This is a genomic window from Novosphingobium panipatense, assembly GCF_900182875.1.
GTDB classification, from domain to species: Bacteria; Pseudomonadota; Alphaproteobacteria; order Sphingomonadales; family Sphingomonadaceae; genus Novosphingobium; species Novosphingobium panipatense.
In genome coordinates this window covers 142,587-154,890 of the sequence record NZ_FXUI01000007.1, presented here as the reverse complement: position 1 = coordinate 154,890, position 12,304 = coordinate 142,587, and the positions used below count along the sequence as shown (strand labels likewise).

Annotated in this window: 11 protein-coding genes and 3 tRNA genes; 9 read left to right on the top strand and 5 right to left on the bottom strand. The window is 64.5% G+C overall.

Going from position 1 to position 12,304, the window contains the following annotated elements:
* The first annotated feature begins 17 nt into the window (after nt 1-17).
* Complete coding sequence (locus QOL62_RS12755) at nt 18-755, top strand: SDR family NAD(P)-dependent oxidoreductase (protein ID WP_283406576.1); 738 nt, start codon at nt 18-20, stop codon at nt 753-755.
* Nucleotides 756-779: 24 nt separating this feature from the next.
* Here QOL62_RS12755 and QOL62_RS12750 read toward each other — a convergent pair whose 3' ends face one another.
* On the bottom strand, nt 780-1,061 hold the full coding sequence (locus tag QOL62_RS12750) for an FAD assembly factor SdhE (protein WP_283406537.1): 282 nt from the start codon (nt 1,059-1,061) through the stop codon (nt 780-782).
* A gap of 46 nt (nt 1,062-1,107) precedes the next feature.
* Nucleotides 1,108-1,530, bottom strand: coding sequence for a host attachment protein (locus tag QOL62_RS12745; RefSeq protein WP_103730258.1), 423 nt, complete (start codon nt 1,528-1,530; stop codon nt 1,108-1,110).
* A 73-nt stretch (nt 1,531-1,603) separates the two neighbouring features.
* Between QOL62_RS12745 and recG the strand changes: the two genes are divergently transcribed.
* Together recG and QOL62_RS12735 are read left to right on the top strand one after the other, a co-directional pair.
* Nucleotides 1,604-3,688 (top strand): ATP-dependent DNA helicase RecG, encoded by a 2,085-nt coding sequence (recG, locus tag QOL62_RS12740; RefSeq protein ID WP_283406536.1) that lies wholly within the window; start codon nt 1,604-1,606, stop codon nt 3,686-3,688.
* Nucleotides 3,689-3,805: 117 nt separating this feature from the next.
* Nucleotides 3,806-4,591 (top strand): FadR/GntR family transcriptional regulator, encoded by a 786-nt coding sequence (locus QOL62_RS12735; RefSeq protein ID WP_283406535.1) that lies wholly within the window; start codon nt 3,806-3,808, stop codon nt 4,589-4,591.
* Between the two features lie 83 nt (nt 4,592-4,674).
* On the opposite strand, the gene QOL62_RS12730 is transcribed toward QOL62_RS12735, so the two are convergent.
* Nucleotides 4,675-4,751: transfer RNA gene (locus tag QOL62_RS12730), tRNA-Pro, on the bottom strand.
* Nucleotides 4,752-4,924: 173 nt separating this feature from the next.
* Here QOL62_RS12730 and thyA point away from each other — a divergent pair.
* The 6 genes from thyA to QOL62_RS12700 all read left to right on the top strand — a co-directional run bounded on the left by thyA (nt 4,925) and on the right by QOL62_RS12700 (nt 11,311).
* On the top strand, nt 4,925-5,881 hold the full coding sequence (thyA, locus tag QOL62_RS12725; RefSeq protein WP_283406534.1) for a thymidylate synthase: 957 nt from the start codon (nt 4,925-4,927) through the stop codon (nt 5,879-5,881).
* A 92-nt stretch (nt 5,882-5,973) separates the two neighbouring features.
* Nucleotides 5,974-7,275 (top strand): 3-methyl-2-oxobutanoate dehydrogenase (2-methylpropanoyl-transferring) subunit alpha, encoded by a 1,302-nt coding sequence (locus QOL62_RS12720; protein WP_103730515.1) that lies wholly within the window; start codon nt 5,974-5,976, stop codon nt 7,273-7,275.
* A gap of 52 nt (nt 7,276-7,327) precedes the next feature.
* Nucleotides 7,328-8,332, top strand: coding sequence for an alpha-ketoacid dehydrogenase subunit beta (locus QOL62_RS12715; RefSeq protein WP_283406575.1), 1,005 nt, complete (start codon nt 7,328-7,330; stop codon nt 8,330-8,332).
* Between the two features lie 4 nt (nt 8,333-8,336).
* Nucleotides 8,337-9,656 (top strand): dihydrolipoamide acetyltransferase family protein, encoded by a 1,320-nt coding sequence (locus QOL62_RS12710; protein ID WP_283406533.1) that lies wholly within the window; start codon nt 8,337-8,339, stop codon nt 9,654-9,656.
* Nucleotides 9,657-11,093: 1,437 nt separating this feature from the next.
* Nucleotides 11,094-11,170, top strand: a tRNA-Asp gene (locus QOL62_RS12705).
* Between the two features lie 64 nt (nt 11,171-11,234).
* A tRNA-Asp gene (locus QOL62_RS12700) sits at nt 11,235-11,311 on the top strand.
* Between the two features lie 97 nt (nt 11,312-11,408).
* Here the strand turns inward: QOL62_RS12700 and QOL62_RS12695 are convergent.
* Nucleotides 11,409-11,642 (bottom strand): DUF2842 domain-containing protein, encoded by a 234-nt coding sequence (locus QOL62_RS12695; RefSeq protein ID WP_283406532.1) that lies wholly within the window; start codon nt 11,640-11,642, stop codon nt 11,409-11,411.
* A gap of 20 nt (nt 11,643-11,662) precedes the next feature.
* Nucleotides 11,663-12,298 carry a 5-formyltetrahydrofolate cyclo-ligase gene (locus tag QOL62_RS12690; protein ID WP_283406531.1) on the bottom strand — a complete coding sequence of 212 codons (636 nt, stop codon included), beginning with the start codon at nt 12,296-12,298 and terminating at the stop codon, nt 11,663-11,665.
* Nucleotides 12,299-12,304: the final 6 nt, after the last annotated feature.

Sequence of the window (12,304 nt, the reverse complement as noted above, 5' to 3'; positions counted from 1 at the left end):
CAGGATCGGAGCGGATGATGGCCACTTTGGAAGGCAAGCGCGTGCTGGTGACGGGGGCGTCAAGCGGATTGGGCCGGCACTTCGCGACCGTTCTTGCCCGGGAAGGAGCGGACGTGATGCTCGCCGCCCGCCGGGTCGAGGCGCTTCAGGCGCTTGCGGCCGAAATCGGCGGACGCGCGACGTGCCTGCCGCTCGACGTGACGGACGTCGCCAGCATCGAGGCGGTGGCAGAGGAAGCCGGCCCTATCGACGTGCTGGTCAACAATGCCGGCGTGGCAGGCGCGCGAGCGGTGCTGGATACCACTCCGCAGGAGTACGACCATATCATGGACACAAACCTGCGTGGCGCTTTCCTGATGGCGACGTCCATCGGCCGGGGCATGCGGGAGCGCGGGAACGGCGGGGCGATCGTGAACATCGCGTCCATCCTCGGGCTGAGGCAAGGCGGGCAGTTGGCGGTCTATGCGATGAGCAAGGCAGCCGTGGTCCAGATGACGAAGCAGATGGCCCTGGAGTGCGCGCGCTACGGGATCCGGGTGAATGCCCTGGCCCCCGGCTACTTCGCCACGGACATGAACCGGGACTTCCTTTCCAGCAAGCTTGGCGAGGCCATGACGCAGCGCATTCCGCAACGCCGCTTCGGCACCTTCGAGGATCTGGACGGGCCGCTTTTGCTGCTCTGCTCGGACGCGTCCCGTTACATGACCGGCGTGGTCATTCCCGTGGACGGCGGGCACACCGTCAGTTCGCTTTAGGCGCGCCTGTGCGTGCAGATCCGATCAGCGAGGGATCTCGACGTAGTCCAGCTTCATCATCCGCTCGATCATCGGGCCGCGGTATTCGTCCGGCACAGGTATCGTACCCAGCGCCCAGCCCATGATGTCGACGTCCTCCTCCTCGATGATGCGCTCGAAGAGGTCGATCTCCTCACCCGACCAGTCATGGTGGAACCGGTCGAAGAAGCAGCCGATCATGTAGTCGGCCTCGCGCGTGCCGCGATGCCACGCGCGGAACTTGAGGCGGGCGAGGCGGCTGGCGTTGTCGGGCGGGAGGTCGGTCATGGCCGCGCGTTACAGCGCAGCGCGGCCATGGACAAGATTTTTGGGCTCAGGAGTGCAGCACCTTGATGATCTCCTGCGGAGGACGGCCGGCGAGGTTCTTGGATACCTCGGCCATGAGCACGTTCTCCAGCTCCTTGTGGTAGTGCCGCCGCATCTGCCCCAGCGACTTCGGATCGGCGACGACCACCAGCTTGTCGATCTGGCGATCCAGAACCTGCCCGTTCAGCCACTGGGCCACCGCCGTGACGTGCGCGGCTTCCTCCATCTTGTCGAGCCGGTCCTTGGGCGCGCCGGACTGGAAGCGGGAGATCTTGTCATGATTATTGGCGGCCGCGCTGTAGTTCGTGGCTTCGAGGGCCGGCGCATTCAGGGCTGTGAGCTGCGGTTCGCTTTCCATGCCGGTGTTCCGGTAAAGCTCGAACTTCTCTCCATCGACGATCGCGAATACGGTTCCGTGCGGCAAGAGCATGGTTGTCTCCTCTTTGAACTCGCCAGATCAACGGAAGGGCAGGGAACGGAGTTCCAGCGGCTCTGGCGAAACGGTGCGCACTCAGGCTAAGAGGCCCGCCATGCGGCCCGAAGCGCTCAATTCCCTTTTCGTCGAAACCGAAGCTCTCGATGGCGTCGGCCCGAAGCTGCGTCGGCCACTGGAGAAGCTGGGGCTCACGCGGATCCGGGATCTGGCCTACCACCTGCCTGACCGGTTCGTGGAACGCCGGGTCATCACAAATCTCGACGAAGGGAGCATCGGGGAGAACGTGGTGGTCGCCCTCACCGTGCGGGAGCACCGGGCTCCGCCCGGGCGCGGGCCTTTCCGGGTGGTCGCCGAAGACGTTGCAGGCAATATCTGCACGCTCACCTACTTCGGCCGCGCTTCGTATTCGGCGAAGAAGCAGTTGCCGGTGGGGGAAACCCGCTGGGTGGCAGGGCGTCTGGACCAGTACGGCCAGATGCTCCAGATCGTCCATCCCGAGCATGTTTCGGAGAACGCATCCGCTCCGCTCGGACACTTGTGCGAAGCGGTCTATCCGCTGTCGGAGGGGCTCACCCAGGGACGCCTTGGCTCGCTGGTGTCGCAGGCCCTCCAGGGGCTTCCCGACCTGCCGGAGTGGATCGAGCCCGGCCTTGCGGCCAAGACCGGCTGGCCCGTCTGGCGCGAAGCGCTGGCCGCAGCCCATCGCAGCGCCGACGCGGAGGCGCGGGACCGTCTCGCCTATGACGAACTGCTTGCCAACGCCCTTGCGCTCATGCTGGTGCGGGAGAGCAACCGATCGCAACGCGGGACGCCGCTGCAGGGCGACGGCGCGCTGCGCGCCAAGCTGCAGCTTCCTTTCGCCCTGACCGGCGCACAGGCCCGCTCCATCCGGGAGATCGAGGGTGATCTGGCGCAGGGCGCCCCGATGCTGCGCCTGCTTCAGGGGGACGTGGGGTCGGGCAAGACCGTCGTTGCGCTGTCCGCGATGCTGATCGCGGTCGAGGCGGGCGCACAGGCCGCGCTTCTGGCGCCGACCGAAATCCTGGCGCGGCAGCACTACGAAACATTGTCGCGGATGCTGCGGGGTACCGGCGTCGAGATCGCCCTGCTGACCGGGCGTGACAAAGGCAAGGCGCGCGAAGCGATCCTGATGGGCCTGCTGGACGGTTCCATCCAGATCGTGGTGGGCACGCACGCGATTTTTCAGGACAGTGTCACGTACCGCAACCTCGCGCTTGTCGTGATCGACGAGCAGCATCGCTTCGGCGTTGGCCAGCGCCTGATGCTGGCGCGCAAGGGACGCCGGGTGCCGCATACCCTGGCGATGACGGCCACGCCCATCCCCCGTACGCTGACGCTCGCGCAGTACGGCGAGATGGAAGTCTCCAAGCTGGACGAATTGCCTCCGGGACGGCAGGCGATCGATACGCGGGTCGTCGCTGTCGAGCGGCTGGACGACGTGGCGCAGGCGCTCGCCAGACACATTGCCTCGGGCCAGCAGGCCTACTGGGTCTGCCCCATGGTAACCGAGAATGAGAACGAAGACCTTGCGGCCGCGGAAGCGCGTTACGCGGCGCTCAAGGAACGTTTTGGCGATGCTGTGGCTCTCGTCCATGGCCAGCTCCGGCCAGAGGTCAAGGACGCGGCGATGGAGCGGTTCGCGCGAGGCGAGGCCAGCCTGCTGGTCGCCACCACCGTCATCGAGGTGGGCGTCGATGTTCCCAACGCGACTCTGATGGTCATCGAACAGGCAGAGCGGTTCGGGCTCGCGCAACTGCACCAGCTGCGCGGGCGGGTGGGGCGTGGATCGGGAAAGTCCACCTGCCTCCTGCTACGCGGCGACAAGCTGTCGGAGACCGCGCGCCAGCGCCTTGCCCTCATGCGCGAGACGCAGGACGGCTTTCGGCTGGCCGAAGAGGATCTCCAGCTACGCGGCGGGGGTGAACTGCTGGGAACGCGCCAGTCGGGCGACACGCCCTTCCGCATCGCCAATCTGGAGCAGATTACCCGCCTGCTGCCGATGGCGCACGACGACGCCCGCCTGCTGATCGAGAGGGACGGCGGCCTGTCCGGGGAACGCGGCGAAGCGGCGCGGCTGCTGCTGTACCTGTTCGAGCGGGACTGGGGTGTCCAGTTGCTTCGCTCCGGATAAGCCCGAGGCGGAAAGGCCGATTGACTGCCCCGGCAGGCTGCTTGTTCCGCTGGACGTGGAACTGGTAAGACCGAACGACTGAAGCCGAAAGATCGGTCAGACGGGGAAGGGGCCAGAATGAAACAGGATAGCCCAGGGGAAGGGGCGCAATCCGCCAGGGAGCCGGCATCGCCCCGGCTCTACCGCAAGATTGCCGCGCGCCTGATGGATGGCGTGCGCGAAGGGCTCTACCCGGTAGGCGGACGTATGCCGGCCGAACGGGAGCTGGCCGTGCTTATGGGAGTGAGCCGGCCGGTCATCCGCGAAGCGCTGCTCGCCCTCGAAGTGATGGGTGTGATCGAGGTGCGGATCGGGTCAGGCGCTTACGTCCTGCGCCGGCCCGAGGATGAGCGCGCATCGATGGCCGCGAATGTCACAGCGATGGAGCTCGTGCAGGCACGTCTGATCTTCGAAGGGGAGGCCGTTTCGCTAGCGGCCGTGAATATTACGGACGAGGAGCTGAAACGGCTGGAAGAGGCCTTGGCCGAGATGCGTCGGGAGGATGGCACGTTCGACGATTGGGAGTCGGCCGTCGCGGCTTTCCACATGACCATCGCGCACGCGACCCGCAATGTCGCTGTGGAACGCGGGGTGCGCGACCTGTGGGACATGCGCTCACGCTCGCCCGAGTGCCGGCGGATGCTTGAGGAAGCGCGCAACCACAACTTTCGCTACAGCCTGGACCAGCACGCGGCAATTCTCACCGCCCTGAAGGCGCGCGATCCGGTGCGGGCACGGGCCGCCGTTCGCATGCATCTCGAAGGCTCCGTCGAACACGTGCTGATGGCGCTTGAGGAGCGCGCCGTCGCGGAAGCGCGGGCGCGCGTCGCGGAGATGCGTTCCCAGTACTTCGCGGGGCGGTGAACAGGAGGTCTGCGAAAACGGGAGCCAGACAGCAAAAAACCCAGCGTTTCCGCTGGGCCTTGCTTGCTCACCCGAAGGTGAAATGGTCGGGGAGAGAGGATTCGAACCTCCGGCCCCTGCCTCCCGAAGACAGTGCTCTACCAGGCTGAGCTACTCCCCGACCGGAGGGCGTTCCGAAGACCGCCCTGGGCAGGAGCGCGCCTATATAGGGGGACTTTGGGGGTGGCAAGGGGGCTGAGCAAAAAAGTTCGCCGCCAGCAGAACGGGGCGGCTCTCGCCGGCAGGGCGCTCTCGGGCTTCAACTTTCGGCGCAAGGCCGATAAGCCCGTGCTCATGACGACGACACCGCTCAACGCCGCTTCGACCACCGTGCCGCACTGGGAATGGCAGTATCTCGACCTGATGCGCCACATCTGGGAACACGGAGATGAGCGCGTGGACCGCACAGGCGTCGGCACGCGATCGATTATGGGCGCGACGATCCGGTTCGACCTGTCCGGCGGCGCCATGCCGCTGCTTACCACCAAGCGCGTCTACTGGAAGACCGCCACGCGCGAGATGCTCTGGTTCCTGACAGGCGATACCAATATCCGCCAGCTCTGCGCGCAGGGCGTGGAGATTTGGACGGACTGGCCGCTCGACCGCTACCGCCGGGAAACGGGCGAGGACATCAGCCGTCCCGATTTCTCCGCCCGGATCGTGGCCGACGCGGCTTTTGCTGCGGCCTGGGGCGACCTCGGACCGGTGTACGGGAAGCAGTGGGTCGACTGGGCCACGTACGAGCCGGTGCAGGATGGTCTGTTCCGGCGGGGGCCGGGCGTGAACCAAGTCGCGCAGGTGATCGACAGCCTGCGCAGCAACCCGGGTAGCCGCCGGCACATCATCGAAGGGTGGAACGTCGCCGAACTGGACGCCATGGCGCTGCCCCCGTGCCACAAGACCTACCAGTTCCACGTCGCGGGCGGACGGCTCTCCTGCCTCCTCTATCAGCGCAGCTGTGACCTTGGTCTGGGCTTTGCCTTCAACATGTGGTCGCTCGCGCTTCTCACGCGCATGATGGCGCAGCAATGCAACCTTGAACCGGGGGAAGTCGTTTGGACGGGCGGTGATGTCCATCTATACCTCAACCATGCGGCGCTGGTGGAAGAGCAGCTCACACGGCGGCCGGAAGGGGGCGCCAGGATGACAATCCTGCGGCAGCCCGAGTCGATCTTCGGCTACCGCATCGAGGACTTCGAAGTAACGGATTACGCACCCCAGGCTCATATCGCGGCACCGGTGGCGGTCTGATTGACATTACCAAGGTTTGAAATATTATGACTTAACCGTAGAATTTTGCTTCTCAAGGTTCTGACGGCCCGACCTTGGCGGGAGAGTGTCAAATGGCCGAGAATACGGCACGGAAAGGCGGCAACCTGCCGCCGCTTGAACTTTACGTCCCGGAGCCGCGTTACCGGCCCGGAGACCTTGTGGATTACTCGCACCTTCCGGTGCCCCCGGCCGGCCAGCTGTCGCGACCGGACGAGAATTGCCCGGCCAGCGACACCTGGCCGATGACCACCGACATGATCCGCGTCCTCGACGAGGAGGATCAGGCGGTAGGCCCGTGGAATCCCGGCCTCGATCCCGAGACGTTGCGGCGGATGCTGAGGAACATGGCGCTGACCCGCGCCTTCGATGACCGGATGTATCGCGGTCAGAGGCAGGGCAAGACCAGCTTCTACATGAAGTGTACGGGCGAGGAGGCGATCTCCGTCGCTCACGCCCAGGCGCTGGCGCAAGACGACATGGTGTTCCCGACTTATCGCCAGCAGGGGGTTCTCATCTCCCGAGGCTATCCGCTGGTGGAGATGGTCAACCAGATCTACTCGAATCGCGGCGACGCCCTGAAGGGGCGTCAGCTTCCGATCATGTATTCGTCGCGCGACTACGGGTTCTTTACCATCTCCGGCAATCTGGCGACGCAGTTCCCACAGGCCGTGGGCTGGGCCATGGCGAGCGCCATCAAGGGCGATACGCGCATCGCCTCGGCCTTCGTTGGGGAAGGGTCGAGCGCCGAGGGTGACTTCCACGCGGCCATGACATTCGCGGCCGTCTACAACGCGCCGGTCGTTCTCAATGTCGTCAACAACCAGTGGGCGATCTCCAGCTTTTCGGGCTTTGCCGGGGCTGAACGGACGACATTCGCCGCCCGAGCGGTTGGCTATGGCATTGCCGGTCTTCGCGTGGACGGGAACGACGCGCTGGCGGTCTACGCCGCCTCGCAATGGGCGGTGGACCGTGCCCGCGCGAACCAGGGCCCGACGCTGATCGAGCATTTCACCTATCGCGCAGAAGGGCATTCCACTTCCGACGATCCCAGCGCGTACCGCTCTGCGCAGGAGCGCGAGGAATGGCCGCTGGGCGATCCCATAATGCGCCTGAAGAAGCACCTGATCGCGCTTGGCGAGTGGTCGGAAGAGCAGCAGGACGCCATGGACCGCGAGCTGGTCGAGCACGTGAAGGCGGCCACAAAGGAGGCCGAGAAGAACGGCGTGCTGGGCCATGGTCTCCATCATCCGTTCCACACCATGTTCGAGGACGTGTTCGAGGAGCTTCCCTGGCATCTCGAGGAGCAGGCCGCCCAGGCCATCCGCGAGCGGCAGATAAAATGGCCCGAGTGGAAGGAGGAGGGCGATGTCTGAGAAAAACCCCATGAACATGCCCGAAACCCTGACTGACGCGCCCGCGCGCGAAATGAACATGATCGAGGCCATCAACGATGCTCTCGACATCATGATGGAGCGCGATCCGGACATCGTCATCCTGGGCGAGGACGTCGGCTATTTCGGCGGCGTGTTCCGCGCGACGGCGGGCCTGCAGAAGAAATTCGGTCGCAACCGCGTGTTCGATTCGCCCATCAACGAGTGCGGCATCATCGGCGCGGCGGTGGGCATGGCGGCCTACGGCCTTCGCCCGGTGCCCGAGATCCAGTTCGCGGACTACATCTACCCGGGCCTGGACCAGCTGATCAGCGAAGCGGCGCGCATGCGCTACCGCTCGGCGGGACAGTTCACCGCGCCGATCACGGTACGGTCGCCCTTCGGCGGCGGCATCTTCGGCGGGCAGACCCACAGTCAAAGCCCGGAGGCGCTGTTCACGCACGTGGCGGGTATCAAGACGGTGATCCCGGCCACGCCCTACGATGCCAAGGGCCTTCTGATCGCAGCGATCGAGGACAACGACCCTGTCATCGTCTTCGAGCCCAAGCGCATCTACAACGGGCCTTTCGACGGGTACTACGACAAGCCGTCGCGCACCTGGAAAGGCCATCCCGGTGGCCTCGTTCCCGAGGGCTATTACCGCACCCCTCTCGGCAAGGCGCGCATTGTGCGGGAAGGGTCGGCGCTGACGGTCCTCGCCTATGGCACGATGATCCATGTGGCCGAGGCGGTCCTGGCGGAGAAGGGGGTCGACGCCGAGATCATCGACCTGCGCACCCTTGTCCCGCTCGACATCGAGACTGTGGAAAAGTCCGTGGAGAAGACGGGGAAATGCCTGGTGATACACGAGGCTACCCGCACCTCCGGTTTCGGCGCCGAACTCGTCACGCTGGTGCAGGAGCGTTGCTTCTATCACCTCGAAGCGCCTGTCGAGCGCGTCACCGGCTTCGACACTCCGTATCCCCACAGCCTTGAGTGGGCCTATTTCCCTGGTCCCGTCCGCATTGGCGAGGCGGTGGACCGGCTCTTGAAGGATTGATTGCATGGGACGCTATATCTTCAGGCTCCCCGACATCGGTGAGGGCATTGCCGAGGCCGAGATTGTCGCCTGGCACGTGAAAGTCGGCGACACGGTCGAGGAAGACGGCCGCCTTGCGGACATGATGACCGACAAGGCCACGGTCGAAATGGAAAGCCCCGTGTCGGGCACCGTCGTCGAAGTCGCTGGCATGGCGGGTGATGTCATTGCAATCGGCTCGCCTCTCGTCGTCATCGAGGTGGAAGGCAGCGGCAACGAGGAGGGCAAGGCGCCTGCGCCCAAGGCGGAAGCGGTTGCGGAGCGGATCGAGGCCGAGACGTCGGATGCCGGCGATGTGGACCGCGCTGCCGCTGCGGCACCGGACTCTGCCGCCAAGCCGCCCGCCGACCTTGCGCCCGAACCTGTCGCCGCCAGGGAGACTACGGAGACGGCGGAGGGCAGGAGCAGTGCCGCCAAGGTGCAGGCCAGCCCCGCCGTACGCAAGCGCGCGCAGGATCTCGGAATCGACCTCGCCGAAGTGCGGTCGGCCGAGGATGGCCGCGTGCGTCATGGCGATCTGGACGCGTTCCTCTCTTACAACACCGGGGGAGGCTTCCGTGCTGCAGCCAGCCGCGGCAAGGACGAGCAGGTCCGCGTCATCGGTCTTCGCCGCCGCATCGCGGAGAACATGGCTGCGTCGAAGCGCAACATCCCGCACTTCACCTATGTCGAGGAATTCGACGTGACGGCGCTGGAGGAAACGCGTGCCCAGCTGAACGCCGGGCGTGGCGAGCGGCCGAAGCTGACGATGCTGCCGTTCCTGATCACCGCCATCTGCAGGCTGCTTCCGCGGTATCCGATGCTGAACGCGCACTACGACGATCAGGTCGGCGTGGTGACGCGCCACGGTGCGGTGCATCTCGGCATGGCGGCGCAGACGCCCGCCGGGCTCATGGTTCCGGTGATCCGCGACGCACAGGACCGCAACCTGTGGCAGCTGGCGACCGAGATCGCCCGTCTTGCCAATGCGGCGCGCGATGGTTCGGCCAAGTCGTCCGAACTGTCCGGCTCGACGATCACCGTCACCTCACTAGGCCCCATGGGCGGCGTGGCGACCACGCCCGTCATCAACCGGCCGGAGGTCGCGATCATCGGCCCTAACCGGATCGTGGAGCGGCCTATGTTCGTCAAGGGCGCGGACGGCGTCGAGCGGATCGAGAAGCGCAAGCTCATGAACATCTCGATCAGCTGCGACCATCGGGTCGTCGATGGCTGGGACGCAGCCAGCTTCGCACAGGACCTGAAGACGCTTATAGAGGCTCCCGCGCTCATTCTTGCAGGATAAGTTACGACTTGAGATCGGGCGGGATCCGCGTGTGGACGAATACATCGTCGCCGCGGCGGATTTCGCCCGTCCGATTCTCGGACACCTGGGCGGCATCGCTCACGCCGCGCTGCCCGATGCAGAGGAGACTGTGAAGTGGGTATGCCGCACTTCACCGTCGCCGGCAGAAATGTGGCGGACGTGGCCCCGTTCACGGCGCACTGCACGTTCGTCATCCACGGCGAAGATCAGCAGGGCGAGGCCCTAGGGCGCGTGGACAAATTCGGACGGTCTGGAAACGCCCCAAGGCGGACGCTCATCTAGACATTTTGGCTACCCGAGAGTGGACGTCACCTAGTGCTCGGCAAATTATGTTGGGATAAATTCATTCCTTGATAATGGTGCAGGCAGTTGAACCCGGTAGGGCCGCCCAGTGAACCTCCATACGAATATATGAAATCCACAAATTGGGCGACTGTCTTGTCACCTTTCATAATGAAAAGGTCGTCGCGCAATATTTGATTCTTAGCGGAAGGCCGGAAATATGTCCGACCTTTTCCAAATGAAACCGTAAATTCGCCTACTCCAACGTAGTAAGTCCGGCCCGTCATAGGAGGTACTTGCGCCGCCTCATTCCGATAAGCAGTCTGAGCTTCGGACCGAAACTGCTGCCAGAGAAGTTCATCGTGCACGATGATTTTGACGTTCTCTCTGCATTTTTGCTCGTGCTCCTCTACGAGGTCTGAAGTTGCGACAACGGCTACTCCCACAAAGATTAAGGCAACAACGAGCAATATGAAAATTTTGGCTCGGGACATTTAGATACGCTAAACGACGCTACCGCCCGATATCAAGTATCTGACACCGCAATGCAGACATTCCTCTTCCCACCCATCCCGGCCATTCGGCGAGCCGAATTTGTCCACGCTGCCTTAGGCCAGTTCGGCCACGTGCGAACCGGGTCCGATCTGCCATCGAAGCGGAACTGCGCGACAGACTCGCGGGGCGGCAAGGGCGTGGATCCCTTCAGGCGGCCTACGCCCGTCGCGTGCTCCAAAGCCCGATATTCCTATTCCGGAGAACTTCGCCGCCTTGGCCAAATTCGGGTGCACAGCGAACGCTCGACGGCTTCGCTCCTTCGCACAGACGCGATGTCCTGAAATGGATCGCCGGGCCAGGACGGCGGTCCCGGTGGAGACCGATCGCACGGTTGTCGAGTGGCTGTCAGCGGGCAAGCGGCGCAACTGGGAGTACGAGAGAGCCCGACCATCGGTTTCGTGTGTGAGAGGCCTGCTGCCGGAATGCCTTGCCTGGGGAGGAATACTCCGGTTCACCCTCTGAAAAGACGGCCGAATTTTGCTTTTTCAGAAAAAATCGAAAAGCGCTTCGCAAAGCCGTTGACAGCCCTGCGAGGCTGGCCTAGTGGCGGCGCTCCCAAGCGGACGCAACCGCAAGAACGCGGGTGTAGCTCAGTTGGTTAGAGTGCCGGCCTGTCACGCCGGAGGTCGCGGGTTCGAGCCCCGTCACTCGCGCCACTTGGGAAAAATACCGGCTGCTTGGGCAGTCGGGCCGGGAAACCGGTAAACATGATATCGCTGCGCGGGTGTAGCTCAGTTGGTTAGAGTGCCGGCCTGTCACGCCGGAGGTCGCGGGTTCGAGCCCCGTCACTCGCGCCACTTCTTCTTGAAGTGGTCCCACAGCGATTGAGATGAAAAGGCCGGGCTTTGCCCGGCCTTTTTCGTATCTGCACGTCTGGCTTTTCGAAGTCTGCCTCTATTCGGCGGCGGCGGGGGCGCTCCAGCGTCCGGTTTCCATCCAGATCAGGAAGCGCTTGAGAGGGAGCAGCCAGATCACGCCAAAGAAGATGTAGACGGGGGTCTGCGCCAGTGCGTGCCAGGTGCCGATCAGCGGCGGGACGAACGTGGCGACGGCGATCGAATAGATGCCCAGCGCGAGGACCAGCAGGAGCACCCCGAACGGAATTCGCCATGTGGGTGCTTCGCGCATTGCAGGGCCCTCTCTGTCTCTCAATCGTGTGCTTTGTATATCCGTGTCGGAGTGACCACGGCTGCCAGAGGCTGGTCGTGTGCTTCGACAGGCAGTTCCTCGGCCAACTGGCAGTCCCATGCAAGTCCGATCGCGATGGCGTCCGGATTTGCCGCGAGCCAGCGGTCATAATGCCCGCCGCCCTGTCCGAGCCTGTGGCAGTCGGCGGTGAAGGCCACGAGCGGGACGATGACCGCGTCGGGAATGACACGCTCTTCGGGGCTGGAAGGCTGGAGCGTCCGCCACGGGCCGACCTCCAGGGCCTCATCATCCCACGGATTGCTCCAGGTGCGAAACTCCATCGCAGCATCCCGCGCGGCAAAGAAGGGCAGGGCAATGCGCCGGCCGTTCTCAGACAGCCACCGCGCCCAGCCCAACGCGGGCGCCTCGGCCCCTGCCGGATGATAGAGGCCGACAGTCGACCCCTCGGGCAGCATCGTCGCGATCGGCGCGGGCGGGCGATTGAGGATCAGGGCGCGCAGCGTCTGCGGCAGCGCCTTCACATGCTCGCTCCTAAGCTGCCGGAAGTGCTGGCGCAGCGCGGCCTTTGCCGCGGCCGCATCACCGGCGCGCGCCTCGCCGGTTGCCGGATCGATGGGGGGTGACGGGTCCACCATGGGTCG

What these genes read in the sequence shown, in the direction of transcription:
- QOL62_RS12755 (WP_283406576.1), top strand. Translation starts at nt 18, where the DNA reads ATGGCCACTTTGGAAGGCAAGCGCGTGCTGGTGACGGGGGCGTCAAGC.
- QOL62_RS12750 (WP_283406537.1), bottom strand. Translation starts at nt 1,061, where the DNA reads ATGACCGACCTCCCGCCCGACAACGCCAGCCGCCTCGCCCGCCTCAAG.
- QOL62_RS12745 (WP_103730258.1), bottom strand. Translation starts at nt 1,530, where the DNA reads ATGCTCTTGCCGCACGGAACCGTATTCGCGATCGTCGATGGAGAGAAG.
- QOL62_RS12735 (WP_283406535.1), top strand. Translation starts at nt 3,806, where the DNA reads ATGAAACAGGATAGCCCAGGGGAAGGGGCGCAATCCGCCAGGGAGCCG.
- thyA (WP_283406534.1), top strand. Translation starts at nt 4,925, where the DNA reads ATGACGACGACACCGCTCAACGCCGCTTCGACCACCGTGCCGCACTGG.
- QOL62_RS12720 (WP_103730515.1), top strand. Translation starts at nt 5,974, where the DNA reads ATGGCCGAGAATACGGCACGGAAAGGCGGCAACCTGCCGCCGCTTGAA.
- QOL62_RS12715 (WP_283406575.1), top strand. Translation starts at nt 7,328, where the DNA reads ATGAACATGATCGAGGCCATCAACGATGCTCTCGACATCATGATGGAG.
- QOL62_RS12710 (WP_283406533.1), top strand. Translation starts at nt 8,337, where the DNA reads ATGGGACGCTATATCTTCAGGCTCCCCGACATCGGTGAGGGCATTGCC.
- QOL62_RS12695 (WP_283406532.1), bottom strand. Translation starts at nt 11,642, where the DNA reads ATGCGCGAAGCACCCACATGGCGAATTCCGTTCGGGGTGCTCCTGCTG.
- QOL62_RS12690 (WP_283406531.1), bottom strand. Translation starts at nt 12,298, where the DNA reads ATGGTGGACCCGTCACCCCCCATCGATCCGGCAACCGGCGAGGCGCGC.